Annotated in this window: 20 protein-coding genes; 9 read left to right on the forward strand and 11 right to left on the reverse strand. The window is 66.1% G+C overall.

Annotated features, from left to right (window positions below; genetic code table 11):
- The first annotated feature begins 472 nt into the window (after positions 1 to 472).
- Positions 473 to 1,414 carry a dihydrodipicolinate synthase family protein gene (locus WS87_RS32330; protein WP_059525958.1) on the forward strand — a complete coding sequence of 314 codons (942 nt, stop codon included), beginning with the start codon at positions 473 to 475 and terminating at the stop codon, positions 1,412 to 1,414.
- 146 nt (positions 1,415 to 1,560) lie between these two features.
- Here the strand turns inward: WS87_RS32330 and WS87_RS32335 are convergent, their stop codons facing one another.
- The 4 genes from WS87_RS32335 to WS87_RS32350 form a co-directional block, all read right to left on the reverse strand.
- On the reverse strand, positions 1,561 to 2,934 hold the full coding sequence (locus WS87_RS32335) for an MFS transporter (RefSeq protein WP_059820797.1): 1,374 nt from the start codon (positions 2,932 to 2,934) through the stop codon (positions 1,561 to 1,563).
- 205 nt (positions 2,935 to 3,139) lie between these two features.
- Positions 3,140 to 3,481, reverse strand: a complete 342-nt coding sequence (locus WS87_RS32340; protein WP_059820845.1) for an NIPSNAP family protein — start codon at positions 3,479 to 3,481, stop codon at positions 3,140 to 3,142.
- 14 nt (positions 3,482 to 3,495) lie between these two features.
- The gene (locus WS87_RS32345; RefSeq protein ID WP_236873315.1) at positions 3,496 to 5,277 is read right to left on the reverse strand and encodes an FAD-dependent oxidoreductase; all 1,782 of its coding nucleotides are present in this window, start codon (positions 5,275 to 5,277) and stop codon (positions 3,496 to 3,498) included.
- Between the two features lie 85 nt (positions 5,278 to 5,362).
- On the reverse strand, positions 5,363 to 6,199 hold the full coding sequence (locus tag WS87_RS32350) for an SDR family NAD(P)-dependent oxidoreductase (RefSeq protein WP_059820798.1): 837 nt from the start codon (positions 6,197 to 6,199) through the stop codon (positions 5,363 to 5,365).
- Positions 6,200 to 6,382: 183 nt separating this feature from the next.
- On the opposite strand from WS87_RS32350, the gene WS87_RS32355 reads away from it, so the two are divergent.
- A complete protein-coding gene (locus tag WS87_RS32355) occupies positions 6,383 to 7,282 on the forward strand; it encodes a helix-turn-helix domain-containing protein (protein ID WP_059820799.1) in 900 nt (299 codons plus the stop codon).
- Between the two features lie 83 nt (positions 7,283 to 7,365).
- Here the strand turns inward: WS87_RS32355 and WS87_RS32360 are convergent, their stop codons facing one another.
- Together WS87_RS32360 and WS87_RS32365 are read right to left on the reverse strand one after the other, a co-directional pair.
- On the reverse strand, positions 7,366 to 8,538 hold the full coding sequence (locus WS87_RS32360) for a 4-hydroxybenzoate 3-monooxygenase (RefSeq protein WP_059820800.1): 1,173 nt from the start codon (positions 8,536 to 8,538) through the stop codon (positions 7,366 to 7,368).
- A 144-nt stretch (positions 8,539 to 8,682) separates the two neighbouring features.
- Positions 8,683 to 8,937: a hypothetical protein gene (locus WS87_RS32365; protein WP_059820801.1), complete on the reverse strand. Its 255-nt coding sequence runs from the start codon at positions 8,935 to 8,937 to the stop codon at positions 8,683 to 8,685.
- A 57-nt stretch (positions 8,938 to 8,994) separates the two neighbouring features.
- Between WS87_RS32365 and WS87_RS33850 the strand changes: the two genes are divergently transcribed.
- Positions 8,995 to 9,408: a hypothetical protein gene (locus WS87_RS33850; protein ID WP_159085738.1), complete on the forward strand. Its 414-nt coding sequence runs from the start codon at positions 8,995 to 8,997 to the stop codon at positions 9,406 to 9,408.
- A gap of 44 nt (positions 9,409 to 9,452) precedes the next feature.
- Here the strand turns inward: WS87_RS33850 and WS87_RS32370 are convergent, their stop codons facing one another.
- Positions 9,453 to 10,157, reverse strand: a complete 705-nt coding sequence (locus tag WS87_RS32370; RefSeq protein ID WP_059820802.1) for a TetR/AcrR family transcriptional regulator — start codon at positions 10,155 to 10,157, stop codon at positions 9,453 to 9,455.
- A 52-nt stretch (positions 10,158 to 10,209) separates the two neighbouring features.
- Between WS87_RS32370 and shc the strand changes: the two genes are divergently transcribed.
- Positions 10,210 to 12,255, forward strand: a complete 2,046-nt coding sequence (gene shc / locus WS87_RS32375; protein ID WP_059820803.1) for a squalene--hopene cyclase — start codon at positions 10,210 to 10,212, stop codon at positions 12,253 to 12,255.
- A gap of 174 nt (positions 12,256 to 12,429) precedes the next feature.
- Here shc and ampC read toward each other — a convergent pair whose 3' ends face one another.
- The 3 genes from ampC to WS87_RS32390 all read right to left on the reverse strand — a co-directional run bounded on the left by ampC (position 12,430) and on the right by WS87_RS32390 (position 15,116).
- Positions 12,430 to 13,599 carry a class C beta-lactamase gene (gene ampC / locus WS87_RS32380; protein WP_059820804.1) on the reverse strand — a complete coding sequence of 390 codons (1,170 nt, stop codon included), beginning with the start codon at positions 13,597 to 13,599 and terminating at the stop codon, positions 12,430 to 12,432.
- 185 nt (positions 13,600 to 13,784) lie between these two features.
- On the reverse strand, positions 13,785 to 14,597 hold the full coding sequence (locus WS87_RS32385) for an alpha/beta fold hydrolase (protein ID WP_059820805.1): 813 nt from the start codon (positions 14,595 to 14,597) through the stop codon (positions 13,785 to 13,787).
- Positions 14,598 to 14,699: 102 nt separating this feature from the next.
- On the reverse strand, positions 14,700 to 15,116 hold the full coding sequence (locus WS87_RS32390) for a hypothetical protein (RefSeq protein WP_059820806.1): 417 nt from the start codon (positions 15,114 to 15,116) through the stop codon (positions 14,700 to 14,702).
- A gap of 400 nt (positions 15,117 to 15,516) precedes the next feature.
- Here WS87_RS32390 and WS87_RS34495 point away from each other — a divergent pair, with 400 nt between their 5' ends.
- Positions 15,517 to 15,651, forward strand: coding sequence for a hypothetical protein (locus WS87_RS34495; protein WP_006750603.1), 135 nt, complete (start codon positions 15,517 to 15,519; stop codon positions 15,649 to 15,651).
- 50 nt (positions 15,652 to 15,701) lie between these two features.
- Here the strand turns inward: WS87_RS34495 and WS87_RS32400 are convergent, their stop codons facing one another.
- Positions 15,702 to 16,889, reverse strand: coding sequence for a beta-propeller fold lactonase family protein (locus WS87_RS32400; protein WP_059820807.1), 1,188 nt, complete (start codon positions 16,887 to 16,889; stop codon positions 15,702 to 15,704).
- Between the two features lie 273 nt (positions 16,890 to 17,162).
- On the opposite strand from WS87_RS32400, the gene WS87_RS32405 reads away from it, so the two are divergent.
- The 4 genes from WS87_RS32405 to WS87_RS32420 all read left to right on the forward strand — a co-directional run bounded on the left by WS87_RS32405 (position 17,163) and on the right by WS87_RS32420 (position 20,509).
- Positions 17,163 to 17,801, forward strand: coding sequence for a TetR/AcrR family transcriptional regulator (locus WS87_RS32405; protein ID WP_059820808.1), 639 nt, complete (start codon positions 17,163 to 17,165; stop codon positions 17,799 to 17,801).
- Positions 17,802 to 17,885: 84 nt separating this feature from the next.
- Positions 17,886 to 18,578 (forward strand): pentapeptide repeat-containing protein, encoded by a 693-nt coding sequence (locus WS87_RS32410; protein ID WP_059820809.1) that lies wholly within the window; start codon positions 17,886 to 17,888, stop codon positions 18,576 to 18,578.
- A 331-nt stretch (positions 18,579 to 18,909) separates the two neighbouring features.
- The gene (locus WS87_RS32415) at positions 18,910 to 19,197 is read left to right on the forward strand and encodes a hypothetical protein (RefSeq protein ID WP_218921330.1); all 288 of its coding nucleotides are present in this window, start codon (positions 18,910 to 18,912) and stop codon (positions 19,195 to 19,197) included.
- A gap of 193 nt (positions 19,198 to 19,390) precedes the next feature.
- Complete coding sequence (locus WS87_RS32420) at positions 19,391 to 20,509, forward strand: polyamine ABC transporter substrate-binding protein (RefSeq protein ID WP_059820810.1); 1,119 nt, start codon at positions 19,391 to 19,393, stop codon at positions 20,507 to 20,509.
- Positions 20,510 to 20,536 lie beyond the last annotated feature (27 nt).

The raw sequence follows: 20,536 nt of genomic DNA on the forward strand, positions 1-20,536 counted from the left end.
CAAAAATGCCTTCGGCGGAAATGCGACACGTCGGCGGTCGTTCAGAGAGTCAGCCAACGATCGGATTTCGGTCTGATGAAAGCGCGATGGGAACGGTTTGCGCAACGCCGGTCCGGCTTTGTGGACCATCGTGCAGCGCCAGGACCCGCATCGCGCCGACTTCGCAGGAATCGCCCACCATCCTCGCCGGAGGCCGTCGTGGCAGGGTTCACCGCCCGCCCCGCTGCCCGGAACGACGGCCTTCGTCATGCCCTTTTTATTTTATATTGTATAAAATATGCGAACTGGCTAGAATGCACTCGTCGATGGCTGACTCTCGGGCGAAACCGGAGGCAACGTTTCGGCACCGAGGCAAACAAGAGGTGGCCAGCCGCCGTCCGGATCACGTGAAGCACCGACGAGACGGCGAGCGCGCGTACCGCCCACGTTGCCAGCAATGGCAGTTGACCCTATCTGAATGTGAGGAAACGAGATGAGCGACAACATTTTTACCGGCACCATTCCGGCCCTGATGACGCCGTGCACCGCTGACCGTCAGCCGGATTTCGACGCGCTGGTGAAGAAGGGCAAGGAACTGGTGGCACTCGGCATGCGCGCGGTGGTGTACTGCGGCTCGATGGGCGACTGGCCGCTGCTGACTGAAGCGCAGCGCCAGGAAGGCGTCGCGCGCCTGGTCGAAGCCGGCGTCCCGACGATCGTCGGCACCGGCGCGGTGAACTCGAAGGAAGCCGTGTCGCACGCGGCGCATGCCGCGAAGGTCGGCGCGCACGGCCTGATGGTGATCCCGCGCGTGCTGTCGCGCGGCGCATCGCCGGCCGCGCAGAAGGCACACTTCGCCGCAATCCTGAACGCCGCGCCGAACCTGCCGGCCGTGATCTACAACAGCCCGTACTACGGCTTCGCGACCCGTGCCGACCTGTTCTTCGAACTGCGTCGCCAGCACCCGAACCTGATCGGCTTCAAGGAATTCGGCGGCGCCGCCGACATGCGTTACGCAGCCGAGAACATCACGTCGCAGGACGACAGCGTGACGCTGATGGCCGGCGTCGACACGCAAGTCTTCCACGGCTTCGTGAACTGCGGCGCCGCGGGCGCGATCACGGGCATCGGCAACGCGCTGCCGCGCGAAGTGCTGCAACTCGTCGACCTGTGCAAAAAGGCCGCGCAAGGCGATGCGGTGGCACGCGTACGTGCGAAGGAACTGGAAGCGGCGCTGGCCGTGCTGTCGTCGTTCGACGAAGGCTGCGACCTGGTCCTGTTCTACAAGCACCTGATGGTGCTGAATGGCGACAAGGAATACACGCTGCACTTCAACGAAACCGACGCACTGAGCGACGCGCAACGCAACTACGCGGAAGCGCAGTACACGCTGTTCCGCAACTGGTATGCGAACTGGTCGAAGAGCATCGCGTAAGCGCGCTCGCACGATGCAGTGCGATACGCGGCCGTGACACGGCTGCGTGATCGAGAAGAAAAGCCACGGAGCCCTCCGTGGCTTTTCTTGTTCATGCCGCGCCCCCAAGCAACGCGCCCGCACGTGCTCGGCGGGCCCCCGCCGCATCAGTGTTGCTGCACGGCCGCGCCACTCGCGCGCTCCTGTTCCGTGATTTCCGTGCGGCAACGGCCGATCGCATGCAACGCACCGGCCGCGACGAGCGCCGGCACCGCGAGCAGGCTGAACACATCGCCGAAGCGCCAGCCGAGCCCCATCAGCATCGCGCCGGCGAACGCGCCGGCCACGCCGCCAATCCGTCCGATGCCGAGCATCCAGGCCACGCCCGTCGCGCGGCAACCCGTCGGATACAGGCTCGCCGCATAGGCCGACATCGACGTCACCGCGCTGGTTACCACGGTGCCGCACAGGAAGATCAACGTGCCGAGCCACGCGGCATGCCCGATCGTGCGGCTCGCCACGAGCACCAGCAGCGCAGCCACGACATACGCGAACACGATCGTCCGGTTCGGATTGAAGCGATCCATCAGCCATCCGACACCGAGGTTGCCGAGCACGCCGCCCAGCGGGAACAGCGACGTCATCAGCGCGCCGCCTTCGGCGCTGAAGCCCGCATCGCGAAGCAGCGTCGGCATCCAGTTGGTCAGCAGGTAATAGATCAGCAGCCCCATGAAGTAGGCCGCCCACAGCATCAGCGTGCGCGAACGAAACTGCGCGGACAGCACCTGTGCGAGCGCGGACGCCCCGCCGGCCTGCGGGCGCGCGCCGGCGGCCACGAAGGTACAGTCGTCGAAGCGCTCGTTCGGCGCGATCCGTGCGAGGATGCGCGCGATGCGCGCATGCGTGCCCGGTCGTGCCGCGAGATACTGCGCCGACTCGGGCAGCAGCATCACGAGCGCGACCGCCAGCGCGATCGGTCCGATGCCGCCCGCGGTCAGCACGCTTTGCCAGCCGAAGTGCGGAATCAGCCATGCCGACGTGATGCCACCCACCGCGAGCCCGCACGAGAAGCCGCAGAACATCGCGTTGACGGCCACGCCACGAATCCGGGCCGGCGCATATTCCGCCATCAGCGTAACGGCGTTCGGCATCGCCGCGCCGAGGCCGAGCCCGGTCAGGAAGCGAAAGGCGGTCAGCGCCTCGATCGACTGCGCATGCGCCGACACCATGCTCCACGCGCCGAAGCACACGACCGACAGCACGAGCACGGTCTTGCGGCCGAGTCGGTCCGCGCAGGGGCCGGCGGCAAGTGCGCCGATGCCGAGTCCGGCCAGCGCCGCGCTCATCACCGGGCCGAGCGCGCTGCGCGCGATGCCCCAGTCGTGCGTCAGCGCGGGCGCGATGAAGCCGATCGCGGCCGTGTCGTAGCCGTCGGCGGCCACGACCAGGAAGCACAGGATCAGGATCAGCCACTGGCAGGGGGAAAAGCGCTCGGCGTCGATGAACGACTGCACGTCGAGCGTACGCGGTTGGGTTTTCATCGTGTGTCTCCTTCAGTCCGGGCGCAAGACGGCGCTGATGCGCCGCACGCACGCGGATATCTCCATGTTCATGTTTCGTTGTATGTCTGGCGTCCAGGCGACGTGCACAGGTCAGCCAGGCGGCGCATCGGCGGCGCCCGTCACGACCGCCACCCTCTCCACGCGAATGGCGTCCATGTCGAAACGGGGTGTCGTCGTCATGGACTCAGCGCGTCAGGTACGCGAGGCTCGGGAACTCGACGCGGCGGATGATGCGGCTTTCCTGCGCGACGATCAGATGGCCGGACGCCTGCAGATACGCGGGCCAGTCCGGATCGGCATCGCGCGCGGTGCGCCGCGCGTCGTAATCGGCGATGCTGTCGTAGCCCCACAAGTGGACGATCTGATTCAATGCGCCGATGTCGCTCATGTAGAAGCCGACGGGCGCGCCGAGATACTTCACCTGGATCGGCATCGCGAGCCGGTCGAAGATCTCGATGAACTCAGCCATGCCGCGCGGCCGGATCGTATAGATGCGATGATCGATGAATGCTTTCGCGGTAGTCATGGTGTGCTCCGGGTTCACGCGGTCGCGCGCGTGTCGGCGGGATGCGCCACGGCAGCGCATGGTGTCGGTTCGGTGGGGCCGATCAGGTCGATGAGCCCCACGATATGGCGCGCGCTCAGATAGCCGAACGTCATGATCGGACCGAGCGTGATCCCCGCACCCGGATAGTTTCCACCCATGATGCTGGCGCGATCGTTGCCGACCGCGTACAGGCCGGCGATCGGCCGGTCGTCGGCGGCCAGCACCTGCCCGACCGCGTTGGTACGGATTCCGTCGAAAGTGCCGAGATCGCCCATCACGACCTTGAGCGCGTAATACGGCCCGTTGCCGAGCGGCGCCACGCACGGATTCGGACGATGATCGGCGTCGCCGAGATAGCGGTTGAACGACGTCGTGCCGCGGCCGAATTCGGAATCCTCACCACGCGCGGCGTCGCGGTTGTAGCGCTGCACGGTTGCCTCCAAATTCGCCGCATCGATACCGGCCCGCTGCGCGAGTTCCACCAGCGTGCGGCCTTGCACGAGATAGCCGTTGCGCAGCAGCGGCCCGAGCGGCACCGGTGCGGGTTTCGCAAAGCCGAGCCCGTATTTGCGGATCGTCGCGCGATCGCACACGAGCCACATCGCCGTTTCGGTCTCGTCGCGACATGCGGCGATCATCGCGGCGCCGACGTCATGGTAGGAATTCGATTCGTTCGTGAAACGCATGCCGCGGCGGGTCACGCCGATGACACCCGGCTTGTAGCGATCGAGCAGATGCGGAAACACCCCGAAGCGGCCATCACCGAGCGGCACGCGCGAAACGGGCATCCATGCGGCCGGTTGCGGATAGCGAATCTCCACGCGGCCGCCAGCCTGCTCGGCCAGCTTCGCGCCGTCGCCGGTGTTGCCGACCGGCACGGGCGACACATGCACGCCGCCGCGCGCGACGTGTGGATACGCACGCGGGATTCGCGCGACGTCGTGCGAGAAGCCGCCGCTCGCCAGCACGACCGCACGGCGCGCGGAAATGTGATACGTCTCGCCGTCCGCCCCGACCATGGCGCCGGCGATGCGGCCTCCGTCGGTCACGAGTTCACGTGCGGGCGTGTTCGTCAGGATCGGGATCCCGAGGTCCAGCGCCGACTTCGCGAGTCGTGCGGCAAGCGCGTTGCCGCTCGTGATCTGCACGCCGCGCCGGTACAGCGCGAGATCCTTCAGATGCGCGGCGAGCCGCTTCGTCACGTACCACGCGGACTTGAGCGAGCGCGTTGCGTTGAAGAAATGCTTCAGGTCCGCGTTCGACGAATTGAACATCATCCCGATGAACGTGATCGTCTTCAACGGCGGACGCAGGCGCTCGAGATCGCGCCCAAGCTGCCGCGCATCGTACGGCGCGGCGACGACCGAGCGGCCGATGTCGACGCCGCCGGGCAGGTTCGGATGATAGTCGGGATACAGTGTCGGGACGAATTTCACGTCCGTTTCGCGCTCGAAGAATTCGAGCATGCGCGGGCCGTGCTCGAGAAAGGCCTCGATTGCCGCGTCGTCACGGAACGCGCCCGTTTCGCCGCGCAAATACGTGCGCGCCGCCTCGCGTGTATCGTGCACGCCGTTTGCACTCGCGTGGCGATTGCCGGGAATCCACAGCACGCCGCCGGAAAACGCGGTCGTGCCGCCGAAACACGCTTCCTTCTCGACGACGATCACGTCGAGGCCGGCCTTGCGCGCGGTAATCGCGGCGGATAGGCCGCCCGCTCCCGATCCGATCACGAGCAGATCGCACGTGACGTGCTTCGAACGATGCCGATCGTTCATCATGTCTTCCTCCATGGATGGAACAGCCGCGCCACCGCCCCGTTTAACACGGTATGTCTGCATCACGCGCGGCAATGTCGTTGAACTACCTTGCAGCGGCAGCGGCTTCATAGCCCGGCCGCGGAACGAGGTCCATCAGCATCGCGTCGAGGCCGCCGTCGACCACCAGTTCCGCCCCGTTCACATACGCGGCGCGCGGACTCGCGAGAAACGCGACGACGTTAGCGATGTCGTCGGGGCGGCCGATGCGCCGGCTCGCGGTCATCGCGCTGCGACGCGCCTCAATGTCGCCGCTCTGATAGAACGATTCGGACAGCGGCGTGCGGATCATCCCGGGGCACACGGTATTGCTTCGAATGCCGCGCGGCCCCCACTCCGCCGCCAGCTGTCGCGCGAGCATCGCGACCGCTGCCTTGCTTGCGCTGTACGCACCGCTATGCGTCTGCGGGTAGCGCGCCGCGATCGACGCGACATGCACCATCGAGCCCGAGCCGCGCGCCAGCATCGCGCGGCCGAACGCCTGCGAGCAAAGCATGTAGCCGGTGAGATTGACCTGCAGCATCGCGTTCCATGCGTCCAGGCTGATGGTCTCGATGCCGCCGGCACGCAACAGGCCGGCATTGTTCACGAGTACGTCGGCGGGGCCGAGATCGCGCTCGACGCGTTCCGCGGCCTGGGTCACGCTCGCCGCGTCACCGATGTCGCATCCGATCGCAACGACATCGCCGCCTGCCGTGCGCAGCCGCTCCGCGACGGCAATGGTCCTGTCCGCGTCGCGATCGAGCAGTGCGACTCGCGCACCGGCCGCCACGAGCACTTCGACAATCGACGTGCCGATGCCGCCCGCCGCCCCCGTCACGACACACACTTTTCGGTCGAGATGCAGCCAGTCCGCCTTCCGGTTGTCTGCTTGCGATATCATTAGGTTTCCTCTTTAAATAGGCTTGAAATGTCCGGATCGAACCGGCATACGCTGCCCGAACGTCGCGCGATGCGTCAGTTGCAAGCGCTACGTCGATGAAAAAAGTATAGAAGCGCGCATCGCGCGAAAATTGGACAAACGCCGCAAGCAACAGGACAATTTGTACACAGGAGGCCGCGCGGCATGAGGAGAATCCCTAACTACGATCTGTATGGCGAATCGGCGCGTCCGCCTTGGTACGACGCGTTCAACTTCGAATGGATACCGGAGCGCAGCCAGCCGAACGACTGGCGTATCGCCGCGCACCGCCACGATGCGCTATTGCAGATTTTGTACATCCGCGGCGGGCACGGGCATGTCGTGATCGAGAGCGGGAAGCACACGTTCGCGCCGCCGTGCCTCGTGCTGCTGCCCGCGCAAACGGTCCATGCGTTCGAGTTCTCGCCGCAAATCGACGGCCTCGTGATCACGGTCGTGCAGCACGCGCTGGAAAAACTGGTCAAGACGGTCGCGCCGGGCGCGCTGTCGATTCTGCAACGTGCGGCCGTGATTCCGGTCAAGGGGCCGGACGCGAGCGTGTCGATGCTGATGCCTTTGTTCGCGTTGCTCGAACAGGAATTCCGCAGCACGTCACGCGGCCGCGGCGCGGCCGGGATGGCGCTGCTGGTCGCGCTGGTCGTGCATGTCGCGCGCTTGAGCGATCTCGCGGCAGCGCCGTCGCATGCGGGCGTCGACCGGCGTGGGACGTTGCTGCGTCGTTTTCGCGAGCTGATCGACACACACTTCCGCGAGCATCGGCCGGTGGAATTCTATGCGGAGCGGCTCGGCGTGACGGCCGCGCAGCTTGCGCGCGTCTGCCGCGAGGAACTGGGGATTTCGACGACGGCGGTCGTCAACGCGCATCTGATCCGCGAAGCGCAGCGCGATCTGGTTTATTCGAATCTGAGCGTGAAGCAGATCGCGCACGAGATGGGCTTTGCGGACAGCGCGTACTTCAGCCGCTATTTCCGCAAGCAGACAGGTCAGACGCCGGGCGAATTCAGGGAATCGGCCCATCGCGACCTGATGCCCGGCCAGTCTTGAACCGGCCCGATCCGGACGGCGGAGCCGGTCGCGACGCTGGATGTCGCGACCGGAAAAGCCGACCCGCCAGATCTGGCGGCCCGTCAGACCGCGACGGCGCCGACGTAGTTTTCCGCCATCGCCATCGCCGCCGAGCGCGACGTCGTCACGTGCTCGAGCTCCGCGACCTGCAAACGCTGCTCGAACGGCGATGCGTCGTCGAGACGATGCATCATGCGCGTCATCCAGTACGAGAAGTGTTCGGCGCGCCAGATCCGGCGCAGCGCGGTTTCGCTGTATGCATCGAGCAAGTCGGTGCGGTCTTCGTCATAGAACGCCTGCAACGCGGCCGTCAGGATGCGCACGTCCGACACCGCGAGGTTGAGGCCCTTCGCGCCGGTCGGCGGCACGATATGCGCGGCATCGCCGGCGAGGAACAGTCGCCCATGCTGCATCGTCGTCGACACGAAGCTGCGCATGCCGACGATGTTCTTCTGGAAGATCCGGCCTTCCACGACCCGCTGGCCGTCGGCGGAATCGACGCGCGCATGCATCTCCGCCCAGATACGATCGTCGGACCAGTTGTCGACCGAATCCTTCGGGTCGCACTGGAAATACATGCGCTGCACGTTCGGCGAACGCGTGCTGACGAGCGCGAAGCCGCGTTCGTGGCGCGCATAGATCAGTTCGTCCGACGACGGCGGCGCTTCGACGAGAATGCCGAACCAGCCGAACGGAAAGACCCGTTCGTAGTCCTGCCGCAATGCGGCTGGAATCATCGTGCGCGACACGCCCTGCGAGCCGTCGCAGCCGATCACGAAATCGCAGTCGAGCGTCTGTTCGACACCGTCGTGCACGAAGCGGACCGACGGCGCGTCGGTCTCGATGCCGGAAATCGTCGTCCCGGATACGTTGAAATACAGCGCACCGCCGGCCGCGACACGCGCGGCCACGAGATCCTTGAGCACCTCGTGCTGCGCATAGACGGTAATCGCCTTGCCGGTCAGTTCGGTGAGATCGATGCGGCGGCGCTTGCCTTCGAACGCGAGTTCGAAGCCGTGATGCAGCGCACCTTCCGCTTTCATTCGGTCGCCGACACCGGCTTCAGTCAGCACGTCCATCGTGCCCTGTTCGAGCACGCCGGCGCGAATGGTCGACTCGATCTGTTCGCGACTGCGCGACTCCAGGACGACCGACTCGATACCGCGCAGATGAAGAAGATGGGAAAGGAGCAGGCCCGCGGGCCCCGCGCCGATGATGCCGACTTGCGTACGCATGAATGTCTCCGGGTAGGATTGATTTTGCGCAAGTTTGGCGGCGGCACGTGCTATCCCGCAACGCGATATCCGGAATATGAACTATCTCGATAACGGATAAAGGCCGAGTACGCTTCACGCCATGCGTGGTATGCGCCTACCCGGTCAGGGTTTTACCGTCGTCAGCCGAGACTCCATCCCGTCGATCTTCGCGAGCAGGCCATTGCCGAGTTCCGTCACGCGGCGCGGCATGCCGGGAATCGCCAGCAGCGCTTCGATCCGCCCGCGCCAGTAACTCGGACGACTCACGCGCATCGCGCACGGCATCGCCGCATCGCCGCTTTCGGCATCGCTTTCCAGCAACGCGACCATTCTCTCGATATGAGACAGCTCGCGCTCCACATAGTCTCTCGTCAGCATTTGATCGATATTCCCCCGCAACACAGCCCTGGCCTGTCGTCATCGCCGCGTCGCCGCATGGTCGTTTTCGCGGGACACGTCGTACTCGCTTCTCGTCACGGTACGCACGCTCTGTGTCAGAACACCGCCGATCGGCGCAATGATTTGGTTCATATCATCGGATCATTGCCGCGCAGCCTTCGAAACGTCGCCGCCGTGCCGCGTCGGATGCACCCGCACCCTGATCCTTCGTTGACGATCGTAGATGCTCCGCCTCGCGGCGGCATCCCCAATATTGAGGATGCCTGCTGGAATCGATCGCACCGCATCCGTGCAATGCGGCGCGTGCGGCAATCAGGAAATGGGGATGTACGAGGCACGCTCACGCGTGCGGAAATGGCCGTCACGACCGACATCGACAGCCGCATGCACGGCGTGCGGATCGGCACCATGCGCAGCAAGATCAAGGCGCCGTCGCAAGAACGGTTGTGAGAAGGCGCGCCGGTCCCGGCGCGCTGTAAGGCGACCGAACCCGCTCAGCCGCGCCGGCCGCGCAAGCCTTTGCTCTTGCCCGCAGGCGGTTCGCCCGCACTCATCCGGTCCAGTTGCCGAACGATCTCCGCGCGCAACTCGGCCGAAATCTCCACGCTGTCGAGCAGCTCGGAAATCCACAGCCCGTCAGCCGCGAGCCGGCAGATCATCAGCGTCGCCGCCTGCTCGAGCGGCACCGGGTCCGGGCGCGTCCATTCGCGCATCGGCACCGACCAGCGTGCACGTGTCTCCTGCTCGGTGATCATCGACGCGACCAGCACGCGCAGGACGTCGGTGCTCGCGGCCGGCTGCGCGGTGTCGAGCACCGCATGCAGATACGCGCGCGCCGCCGCGCCTTTACCATGCGCATCGGCCGCCCGGTGCGCGGCCATCTGCGATACGAAGCGCTCTGTCGCCTGCCCGAACAGTGCATCAAGCAAGCCCTGCTTGTTCGCGAAGTGATACTGCAGCGCGCCTTTCGTCACGCCCGCGCGTTCGGCGACCGCGTCGAGCGTCAACGCGGCCACGCCCTGATGTGTCGCGATCTCGGATGCGGCTTCCAGCAGTTGCGCGCGCACCTGTTCCGGCGCTTTTTTTCGCCGCACGCCAGCGGTGGGCGCGGCTTCGTGTGCTTCCGGTGCGCCTGCCTGCCCGGCCGTATCGACAGGCGTGGAGATGTCGCGCGAAGCGGATTCTTGGCGTTTTTTCATGGGGGCGATGTTAGCACCCACGGTCTCGATATAAACATTCCGGCTGGATGGTATGATCCGCCGCATGAACAAACCTGCCCCCTCCCACTGGTCCGCGCTCGACGCCGCGATCGCCCGCGGACGCGACGCGCTGATGCGTCTTCAGCAGCCTGACGGCAGCTGGTGTTTCGAACTCGAGTCCGACGCGACGATCACCGCGGAATACATCCTGATGATGCATTTCATGGACAAGATCGACGACGTGCGCCAGGCGCAGATGGCGCGCTACCTGCGCGCGATCCAGCGCCTCGACACGCACGGCGGGTGGGACCTGTACGTCGACGGCGATCCGGATGTGTCGTGCAGCGTGAAGGCGTACTTCGCGCTGAAGGCCGCCGGCGACAGCGAGCATGCGCCGCACATGGTCCGCGCGCGCGACGCGATCCTGAAGCTCGGCGGCGCCGCACGCGCGAACGTGTTCACGCGCATCCTGCTCGCGACGTTCGGCCAGGTGCCGTGGCGCGCGGCGCCATTCATGCCGATCGAATTCGTGCTGTTCCCGAAGTGGGTGCCGATCTCGATGTACAAGGTCGCATACTGGGCGCGCACGACGATGGTGCCGTTGCTCGTGCTGTGCTCGCTGAAGGCGCGTGCGCGCAACCCGCGCAACATCGCGATTCCCGAGCTGTTCGTCACGCCGCCCGACCAGGAACGCCAGTACTTCCCGCCCGCGCGCGGGATGCGCCGCGCGTTCCTCGCGCTCGACCGCGTGGTGCGCCACGTCGAGCCGCTGCTGCCGAAACGCCTGCGGCAGCGCGCGATCCGGCATGCGGAAGCATGGTGCGCGGAGCGCATGAACGGCGAGGACGGCCTCGGCGGAATCTTTCCGCCGATCGTGTACAGCTACCAGATGATGGACGTACTTGGCTATCCTGACGATCATCCGTTGCGCCGTGACTGCGAGAACGCACTCGAGAAGCTGCTGGTCACGCGGCCCGACGGCAGCGTCTACTGCCAGCCGTGCCTGTCGCCGGTATGGGACACCGCGTGGAGCACGATGGCGCTCGAACAGGCACGCGGCGTGGCCGCGCCGGAAGCCGGCGCACCCGCGAGTGCACTGGATGAACTCGACGCGCGCATCTCGCGCGCGTACGACTGGCTCGCCGAGCGTCAGGTGAACGACCTGCGCGGCGACTGGGTCGAGAACGCGCCCGCCGACACGCAACCGGGCGGCTGGGCGTTCCAGTACGCGAACCCGTACTACCCTGACATCGACGACACCGCGGTCGTCACCGCGATGCTCGACCGTCGCGGCCGCACGCATCGCAACGCGGACGGCTCGCACCCGTATGCGGCGCGCGTCGCACGCGCGCTCGACTGGATGCGTGGCCTGCAATCGCGCAACGGCGGCTTCGCGGCCTTCGACGCCGATTGCGACCGCATGTACCTGAATGCGATCCCGTTCGCCGATCACGGCGCGCTGCTCGATCCACCGACCGAGGACGTGTCGGGCCGCGTGCTGCTGTGCTTCGGCGTCACGAAGCGCGCGGATGACCGCGCGTCGCTCGCGCGCGCGATCGACTACGTGAAGCGCACGCAGCAACCCGACGGCAGCTGGTGGGGCCGCTGGGGCACGAACTACATCTACGGCACGTGGAGCGTGCTGGCCGGGCTGGCGCTCGCCGGCGAGGACCCGTCGCAACTGTACATCGCCCGTGCGCTCGCGTGGCTGCGTGCGCGTCAGCACGCTGACGGCGGCTGGGGTGAAACGAACGACAGCTACATCGACCCGGCGCTCGCCGGCACCAACGCAAGCGAAAGCGCGTCGAACTTCACCGCGTGGGCGCTGCTCGCGCAGATGGCGTTCGGCGATTGCGAGTCCGACTCGGTGAAACGCGGCATCGCGTATCTGCAATCGGTGCAGCAGGACGACGGCTTCTGGTGGCACCGATCGCACAATGCGCCGGGCTTTCCACGCATCTTTTACCTGAAGTATCACGGTTACACCGCGTACTTCCCGCTGTGGGCGCTCGCGCGCTATCGGCGTCTGGCCGGTGCGTCTTCTTCCAGCGGGTCCGGCGTGGCGACCTCGCACACCACCGACACCGCGCTCGCCTGAGCATGTGCGTCATGCCCGAGCCCAGGCTCGGGCGGCAATGCGCCGGTGCGCGTCACGGCGTCCGGCGCGATCACGCTTCGATCCGCCGCCCTTCCCGCTCGCTCGTCGCGCGGATCGCTCTCGGACACCGCACGCCGATCGTCGGCAATTCCACGCGGGCCGGTGCGACGCAGGTTATGGCTTGCCCTGCAGCGACTCGACGATCCGGTACGCGGTCTTCACACGATCCTCGATCGGGACGCTGCGGTTCGCGAGCATCACGATCGCGATCCGCTTCGCGGGAACGAACGCGACATACGTGCTGAAGCCGTTGGTCGACCCCGTCTTGTTGATCCACGTGTCCGGGCGCGGCTTGAGCGGCGGCTCGATTTTGGTCGCGGGTGTCGCGTTGTAGAGCATCGGCGGCGCATTCCCCGCGAGCAGCGTCGGCAACGCGACCGGATACGGATACTGTTCCCAGATCAGATCCTGCGTGAACGGGCCCGCACGGAAATAGCCGGTATGCGTGCGTTCGAGCGCGCGCTGCAGCCGCGGCGACGTTTCGACGAGCCCCATGTTCGCCTGCACGAAGCGCAGCAGGTCGGCCGCCGTCGTCCTGACGCCGTACGCCGGCTGCCACAGCATGCCGCCCGTCATCCGGATCGGCTTGCCGTCCTGCGTATAACCCTGCGCATAGTCCGCCTGGCGCGCGGCGGGCACGTCGATGTAGGTATGCGTCATCCCGAGCGCGGGGAACAGCCGCTGTTCCATCAGCACCGCGAAGTCTTCGTGCATCGCCTTCGCGGTGAGAAAACCGAGCATCCCGATCGCGACGTTCGAATACGTGCGACGCGTGCCCGGCGCGTACGCAGGCCGCCATGCGTCGAGATAGCGCATCAGGTCCGCATCGTCGCGGATGCTGTCCGGCACCTGCAGCGGCATTCCGCCGGGCGTATGCGTGCCGAGATTGAGCAGCGTGACGACACCGAACGGCTTGCCCTGCAGCGCGGGAAGGTACTTGCCGGCCGGGTCCGTGAGCGACAGTTCGCCGCCTTCCTGTGCGTCGGCCGCGAGCGTCGCGGTCAGCGTCTTGCTGAGGGAGCCGATCTCGAACAGCGTATCGCCGGTCACCGGCTTGCCGGTTTGCGTCGACATCACGCCGTAGTCGAACACATAAGGCTTGCCGTCGGCGACGACGCCGATCGCCATGCCGGGAATGGCGAACTGCTTCATCAGCGGCGCGACGTGGCGCGTCACGGTTTCGTGAATTTCGTCCTGCGTGGCGGCGGCCGAGCGGCCGGCCATGGCGGCGGCGCACGCGGCGACGAACAGGGTCGCGGCGATGCGGATCGCGTTGAATCGCATGATTGCGGTTCCTTCGATTTTTGTGATGGTTGCGTGAACAACAGGTCCGGCCGCGCCGCGCGAGGACTGCGGCAGCCGGCCTGTCGAGCAGGACTATCCACCGCCGGCCGCTTGCCAACAATCGATGAAATTTTGCGCGAGCCTAAAGAAAAACTTATGCGGCCCGCGAACCGGCCATACGGACGTCAGTCCGGCAACCGGTCGAGAAACGCCAGCATCGCGGCGTTGAAGCGCGCCGGCCGTTGCAGCGGCGCGAAGTGGCTCACACCCGGCAGGATCGTCAGCGTCGCGCCCGGAATCGTGTGTGCGAGATACGCTGCATGGTCGAGGCGGATGAATTCGTCGTGTTCCCCCTGCGCAATCGCGACCGGCACGGCGATCGCCGCGAGGTCGGCCGCGCTGTAATCCGGTTGCGTGCGCATCATTTCGCTGACGGCCGCGACGAACGCATCGAACTCGCCCGGCGTCGCGGACAACCGCGCGTAGTCCTTGCGGTGCCGCGCGAAGCAGCGGTCGATCAGCAGGCTCGGCACCATCTCCTTCGTGCCGCCCGGATCCATGTTGCACGCGAAGAAGAACACACCCACCACACGCTCCGGCGCGCGGGCGGCCAGCACGAGCGACACGCACGCGCCGTCGCTCCAGCCGACGAAGCGCGCGCGCCCGATGTGCAGCGCATCGAGCACCGCGAGCACGTCGGAGGCCATGCGTTCGTAGGAATAAGGGCGATCGTCGCGCGTGCTGCGGCCGTGGCCGCGGCTGTCGATCACGATCGCGCGGTAGCCGGCAGCGAGCAGCGCCGGCACCTGGCCGCCCCAGTTGCCGGCGTGGCCGAGACCGCCGTGCAGCAGCACGACCGGCGGCCCATCACCGAACGACGCGTGCCAGATGCGCGCGCCGTCGTGGTCCAGCCATCCTTCGGTGTCGGCCGCCGGCAGCGGCGTGCCGCCTTGCGCGTCGAAGCGGATGAGATCGTCGTCGGTGAATTCCGCATTCATCGTTCTGCCGTCCTTTCGAGGGAGACGAGCTTGCGATTGTAATGCGCGGGCTGGCGTGCCGCGATGCGTCCGCGCACTGCCCAACGGTGCGGCGCCGTGCCGTCAGGCCTGCGTCGACACCAGCCCGCCTGAGGTCGAGCCGCCAGACTTCTGGATCGCCTGCGCAAGCTGCGCGATCGCCGTCGACAGCGCGGCGGAGATCGTGCTCGCTTCCGCGCTCAGCGTCTGCTGCTCGATCGCCGCGGCCGGATCGTTCTTCGCGCGCTGCGCGGCGGCCGCCATTTGCTGCTGCACTTGCGCGAGCTGTTTCTGCAAGCGCTCGATGAGCTGCTTCAGCTGCTTGACCGCGGGATCCTCGAACGAGGATCCCGACGCGCCCGGCGTCTGCCCCGCGCTGTCGGCCGGCGCCGCACTGTCCGTCGGCGACGACGCGGTGGACGTCGCCGTCGACGCGGCGCCGGTGGCCGTCTGACCGGTGGTGAGCGAAGTCTGCGCGGCGGAAGAAAGATCGATCTGCATCGTGTCGGTCCGTAATGAGTGTGCGACTCGGGTCGGTTGAACAAGGGATACCTTGCAACTCGTTTACGGCATTCGTCGGACAAAACTTTAGCCCCGCCCTCCGAAGTGCGTTGAAACGGCACCTGCGCCGTGGCTGCCGTACGCGCACCGTCGATTGTCGCGAAGGGGCCAGATTAGGCGATCGTCGACGCTGGTAAAATCGCCCGCTGGCCCGCTGCCGCAGCACACCGGCTGCTTCCGGCAAGGCCGCGCGGGCTACCCGCGTCGGCGCCCGCCCGATCGGGCCCGATACGCGATGCCGTCCGGCGCCGTCGATGCGCGAGCCCCGCGCCCGCATCGATATGACGACGCGCCGACTCCGGCACGCACACCCTTCATCACGCATTTCGAGGAACTTACGATGGCCCGCATCGGCGCCTTCTGCCTGACCACGTGGCTCGCGGCCGCGATTCTCTACTTCGGCCAGCATTCGGTCGCGATGATTGCGCTCAGCGGCGTGGTCGTGTTCGGCGGATTCGACCTGCTGCGTCCGTAACGCCGGTCGGCGCGGCGCGAACACGACCAGCCCGTCAACGCTTCAACACTTCACCGCGGCAACGTCCTCAACGACGACGGCCCGCCCGACAGCGCAATGCGCTTGCCCGTATCGCGCAGCTTGCCGCCTTCGACCGCATACAGCGCGAGCTGGCGCTCGACGTTGAACTGCACGATCACGTGCCGGCTATCGGCGGTAAACACGATGCCCTGCGCGGCTTCGCCGCCCGGCACGTCGCTCGTCTGCACCGCACGGCCGTCGCGTATCTCGAACAGCACCACCCTGCCGAGCTTGTGGCGACCCGGGTTGTCGGCGGTCAGGTTCGAGCCGTCCATCGCCTGCACGGCGATCCACTTCCCGTTCGGCGAGATCGCGACGCCCTCCGGCAGCGACGGCACCGTCAGGTACTGGACCGTGCGGAACGGCGTGCGCGACACGTCGATCAGCGCGACCGAATCGGCATCGCCCGCGAGCGTGCCCGTGTAACCCGGCAGCCCCGCGAGCCCGACGTTGCTGACGACGGCCCAGCGATTGTCGCTCGACACGTCGATCGTATAAGGCGCGGCGCCCGTGCTCAGCCGCGTGCCGCTGTCGGTCACCTTGCCGTCGTCGACGTTCAGCACCGCGACGCCCTGCTCGTCGCGCAGCGACACGAGCGCATGCTTGCCGTCGTGCGTGAAGCTGATTCCCGCGAGCCGCTTCCTGCCGATCCTCAGGTTGCCGTCGAGTGTCACCTGCGTCCCGTCGATCCGCAGGATCGACACGCTGCCGTCGACGTTCGCCACCAGCGCAAGCCGGCCCGACCGGTCGATCGCGATCCCCTGCGGGTGCGTGCCGAGTTCGATACGCGTGATCGCCGGCGGCGACGCATCGAGGTTCACGACCTGCAGGAATGTGTCGTACACGAGCTGCTTCGCGTTCTGGTCATAGCGCGTCGGCGCGCCGACCAGCGCGAGCTTCGCGCCGGGCGCGATCGCAACGGCCTGCGGCGGCCCCTGGATGCCGTTCTCGACATCGACCTGCAGCACGACCTTCGGCGGAACCACGCTCGCGTCGAGCAGCGTCAGCGTGTCGGCGGGCGGCGACGCGAGATAAGTATCGCGCCCTTCGACGCGCTGGTACTTGCCGTCGTTGCCGGACACGATCCAGTCGGCCGCATGCGCGGCGACGGCAGTGGTGACGAGCGTCAGCGCGGCGAGCAGACGGGCGCGACGAAGGCGAAAGGGATTCGAATGCATGGCGGGCGGTTCTCCGGATTGGTTGCGGACGCAATGACTCGCACGACCCCGCTGCTCGACGGGTCGATGCAACCGCATGATGCATGAAAGCCCGCGAATCCGGCGTCTCGTGCCCGCGGCTCGAGAACATGCAGGGCGGGTTGATGCGTCCCGCGCTATGTCACAGATCAATCAATTTGTGACAACGTGTGCGAGAATTCCGAACCGGCGCATTCGGTCGGCACACCGGCACACGCCGCGCGACTCACGACACTCACGGCATCGAGGAAAAGCATGGATCGGCAACTGCGCTGGGGCGACGCCAGCAGGAGGGACAGCGTCAACGACGGGCGAAATGCCATCCTGCGCGCGACGCTCGATACGATGATCGAGCACGGGATCGACCGTCTGTCGATCGACGACGTCGCGCGTCGCGCGAATATTTCTCGACGCACGCTGTACCGCTATTTCGGCACGAAGAAGGAACTGATCCAGGGCGTGATCGGTGTCGAGAATGCCGCGTTCTTCGACGAGATGCAGCGTGCGCTCACCGGCTTCGAGCACGACTTCGAAGCCTATTGCGAGGAAAGCATGTGCTTCGCGGTGCGCTACCGCGATCGTCATCACGGCGGTTTTCACCACAACTATCTCGCGACGAGCGTCTCCACGGAGGTGTTCGGCTACATCGTCGAGAACGTCGCGCCGATGTGGCAACGCGTGCTGGAACGGCCGTACCGCGAATACGTCGCCCTGCATGGCGCGCAGGTGCCCGCACTTGACGACATCATCGCGCTGATCAGCCGCATCGGGCTCGCGTACTGCCTGATTCCGGCGGACGAGCAGGCGATGCGCGCGCAGATGCGCATCCTGTGGACGTTCCGGCCCGAGCCGGCCGCCAAACCGGTCGCCGCCAGGATGAAGGCGGCGCGCTGAACGGCAACGCGCGCGATGTCGCGCAACCCGGCCGATGCCATCCGATACCGGCCACGAACCTTTCAACTCACACTGGATTCCCTCATGACGACCTGCGGAGTTTCCGTCTCCGGCCGAACGCTCGATCGCGCCGACCTGCTGCTTCTCGTCGAAGGCTCGCCCGCGCCGATTCGTCTCGAAGACTGCGACCTCGAAGGCGCGGACCTGTCGCGGCTCGATTTGCGCGGCGTGCGATTCGAGCGCTGCGCGCTCGCGGAAGCATCGTTCGTCGGCGCGACCCTCGCGCAGACCGCATGGATTCGCTGCCGCGCACGCCAGACGAGCTTCGCGTCGGCCGACCTGGAGGACGCGCAGTTTCAGTCCTGCGATCTCAACAACACGAGCTGGCGCCGCAGCAAGCTGAGCTCCGCACGCTTCGACGAATGCAGGCTCACCGGCGCGGACTTCGAGGAATGCAAGTCGCTCGGCATCGAGTTCTCGAACACGCTGCTGGTCGGCGCGAGTCTGCGCCGTTTCTCGTTCCGAAAGACGCGGCTCGTGGCGCTCGACTTCTCGGATGCCGATCTCGCCGGCACTGACTTTCGCGACGCCGTGTTTGAAGGCGGCAGCCTGCGCAACGCGCATCTGAACGACGTCCGGTTCGATGGAGCCGACCTGCGCGACGTGGAACTCGGCGGCACGCCGAAGCTGCTCGCGTCGGGCGTGCTGCGCGGCGCGACCATCTCGTATGACCAGGCCGCGATGCTGATCGAGAATCTGGGGATCCGGGTCGCCTGACGACTGCACGCGCATTGCTTCGCATCGCGGCCGATATCCGCGACTTCGCGCGCGAACCGCGCATGGTGCAAATGCCGCCGGCGATCTGTCGAATATTTTCGTCACTTCGGCAGCATTCCAAGCGGCGCGCACCACGCATGTCCCGCGCGCTCACATTCGCCCACTGAACCAAACGGCATTCAAATCACTAGGGAAAATCCGGAGACATCCTTACAGCGATTTACCTGATGATTCACAGGAACGTCATGTTTCGGCGATTCCACTTTGCAACATGCTTTCGTTTTGCTTCAACGCTTCGATATCGCCGCGCGGCAAGCGCGACGATCGAAGCATGAAACGGCAAGCGTCCGCGAGTCGCCAGGTGTTCAATACTTTCAACAACCCGGTCGAGAGTAACGTGAGAATCCGTGGCCCGCTGGTGCGGTGGAGACGAGGCGATGCGCGCAACGTGCGCGTCGCGATCTCGTCCGCCGACGACAGTGACCGCCGGCAGAGTCCTCGCCTGCATCTGTCGATCTATACCATCCTGTCCCGCCGTTCCGTCCGCCGTCACAACGCCGTCGCCGCACGCGCGTTCGTTGCGATCCACACCGACGACGTGGCATCGCTCCTGCCTTAGCGCCCCCTCCCTTCCGTTCGACCTGCGCATCGTGTCCGTGCGATTCGCTTCGTAGACCGAATGGATACCCGATCATCATGCACCGCCGGCGCTCGTTTCGAATGCCGGCCGGTTACACACGTCCACCCTTGAACCGTGGCGCGGCGACTCGCCAACCGCCGAGCACCGCGCGCTCCAATACGGAAGACATGCCATGCAACTCCGCCCCCTTCGCCGCGCCATCGCAACCGCCGCCATGATGTCCGTCGCGGACATCGCCGCCTTCGGCAACACGAACGCCCAGGCGGCCGGCGAGCTGAATATCTACAACTGGTCCGACTACATCGCGCCGGACACGATCCCGAATTTCCAGAAGCAGACCGGCCTGCACGTGCGCTACGACAACTACGACAGCGACGACACGCTGCAGGCGAAGCTGCTGTCGGGGAACTCCGGCTACGACATCGTCGTGCCGACATCGAACTACATGGCCAAGCAGATCCAGGCGAACGTCTACCAGCCGCTGGACAAGACGAAGCTGCCGAACCTGTCTCACCTCGATCCGCTGCTGATGAAAATGGTCGCCGACGCCGATCCGGGCAACCAGTACGGCGTGCCGTGGGCGTATGGCACCGACGGCATCGGCTACAACGTGCAGGCGGTGAAGAAAGCGCTAGGCGACAAGGCACCGGTCGACAGCTGGGCGCTGGTGTTCGACCCGGCCAACATGGCGAAGCTGAAAAGCTGCGGCGTATCGTTCCTCGATCAGGCCGTCGACGTGTTCGCCGCGACGCTGCAATACATGGGCAAGGATCCGAACAGCACGAATCCGGCCGATTACCGCGCCGCGTACGACGTGCTCAAGAAAGTGCGCCCGTACATCACGCAGTTCAACTCGTCGGGTTACATCAACGATCTCGCGAACAACGACCTGTGCGTGTCGTTCGGCTATTCCGGCGACGTCGGCATCGCGCATCGCCGGGCAGCGGAAGCGAAGCGTCCGTACGAGATCCGCTTCGCGAATCCGAAGGAAGGCGGGCTGCTGTGGTTCGACATGATGGTGATCCCGAAGGACGCGCCGAACCGCGACGCCGCGCTGAAGTGGATCAACTACCTGCAGGACCCGAAGGTCAACGCGGGGATCACCAACGCGGTGTTCTACCCGACCGCGAACAAGGCCGCGCGCCAGTTCGTGAAGCCCGCGATCGCGCGCGATCCGTCGGTCTATCCGGCCGACGAGGTACTGAGCAAGATGACGTTGCTCAAACCGATGCCGCCCGAAATTCGCCGGCTCCAGAACCGGTTGTGGGCGCAACTGAAGACCGGGCGCTGACGGGGCTGCTCGCGACGGGCAGCGACG

Origin of the sequence: Burkholderia sp. MSMB0856 (genome assembly GCF_001524645.2) — a bacterium.
Lineage (GTDB): Bacteria > Pseudomonadota > Gammaproteobacteria > Burkholderiales > Burkholderiaceae > Burkholderia > Burkholderia diffusa.

Bases quoted from the DNA above. Each gene is read 5' to 3' on its own strand.
- WS87_RS32330 (WP_059525958.1), top strand. From the start codon at position 473: ATGAGCGACAACATTTTTACCGGCACCATTCCGGCCCTGATGACGCCG.
- WS87_RS34495 (WP_006750603.1), top strand. From the start codon at position 15,517: ATGGCCCGCATCGGCGCCTTCTGCCTGACCACGTGGCTCGCGGCCGCG.
- WS87_RS32370 (WP_059820802.1), bottom strand. From the start codon at position 10,157: ATGAAAAAACGCCAAGAATCCGCTTCGCGCGACATCTCCACGCCTGTC.
- WS87_RS32420 (WP_059820810.1), top strand. From the start codon at position 19,391: ATGCAACTCCGCCCCCTTCGCCGCGCCATCGCAACCGCCGCCATGATG.
- WS87_RS32390 (WP_059820806.1), bottom strand. From the start codon at position 15,116: ATGCAGATCGATCTTTCTTCCGCCGCGCAGACTTCGCTCACCACCGGT.
- WS87_RS33850 (WP_159085738.1), top strand. From the start codon at position 8,995: ATGGTCGTTTTCGCGGGACACGTCGTACTCGCTTCTCGTCACGGTACG.
- WS87_RS32400 (WP_059820807.1), bottom strand. From the start codon at position 16,889: ATGCATTCGAATCCCTTTCGCCTTCGTCGCGCCCGTCTGCTCGCCGCG.
- WS87_RS32365 (WP_059820801.1), bottom strand. From the start codon at position 8,937: ATGCTGACGAGAGACTATGTGGAGCGCGAGCTGTCTCATATCGAGAGA.
- WS87_RS32350 (WP_059820798.1), bottom strand. From the start codon at position 6,199: ATGATATCGCAAGCAGACAACCGGAAGGCGGACTGGCTGCATCTCGAC.
- WS87_RS32345 (WP_236873315.1), bottom strand. From the start codon at position 5,277: ATGAACGATCGGCATCGTTCGAAGCACGTCACGTGCGATCTGCTCGTG.
- WS87_RS32410 (WP_059820809.1), top strand. From the start codon at position 17,886: ATGACGACCTGCGGAGTTTCCGTCTCCGGCCGAACGCTCGATCGCGCC.
- WS87_RS32385 (WP_059820805.1), bottom strand. From the start codon at position 14,597: ATGAATGCGGAATTCACCGACGACGATCTCATCCGCTTCGACGCGCAA.
- WS87_RS32340 (WP_059820845.1), bottom strand. From the start codon at position 3,481: ATGACTACCGCGAAAGCATTCATCGATCATCGCATCTATACGATCCGG.
- WS87_RS32335 (WP_059820797.1), bottom strand. From the start codon at position 2,934: ATGAAAACCCAACCGCGTACGCTCGACGTGCAGTCGTTCATCGACGCC.
- ampC (WP_059820804.1), bottom strand. From the start codon at position 13,599: ATGCGATTCAACGCGATCCGCATCGCCGCGACCCTGTTCGTCGCCGCG.
- WS87_RS32360 (WP_059820800.1), bottom strand. From the start codon at position 8,538: ATGCGTACGCAAGTCGGCATCATCGGCGCGGGGCCCGCGGGCCTGCTC.
- WS87_RS32355 (WP_059820799.1), top strand. From the start codon at position 6,383: ATGAGGAGAATCCCTAACTACGATCTGTATGGCGAATCGGCGCGTCCG.
- WS87_RS32415 (WP_218921330.1), top strand. From the start codon at position 18,910: ATGAAACGGCAAGCGTCCGCGAGTCGCCAGGTGTTCAATACTTTCAAC.
- shc (WP_059820803.1), top strand. From the start codon at position 10,210: ATGATCCGCCGCATGAACAAACCTGCCCCCTCCCACTGGTCCGCGCTC.
- WS87_RS32405 (WP_059820808.1), top strand. From the start codon at position 17,163: ATGGATCGGCAACTGCGCTGGGGCGACGCCAGCAGGAGGGACAGCGTC.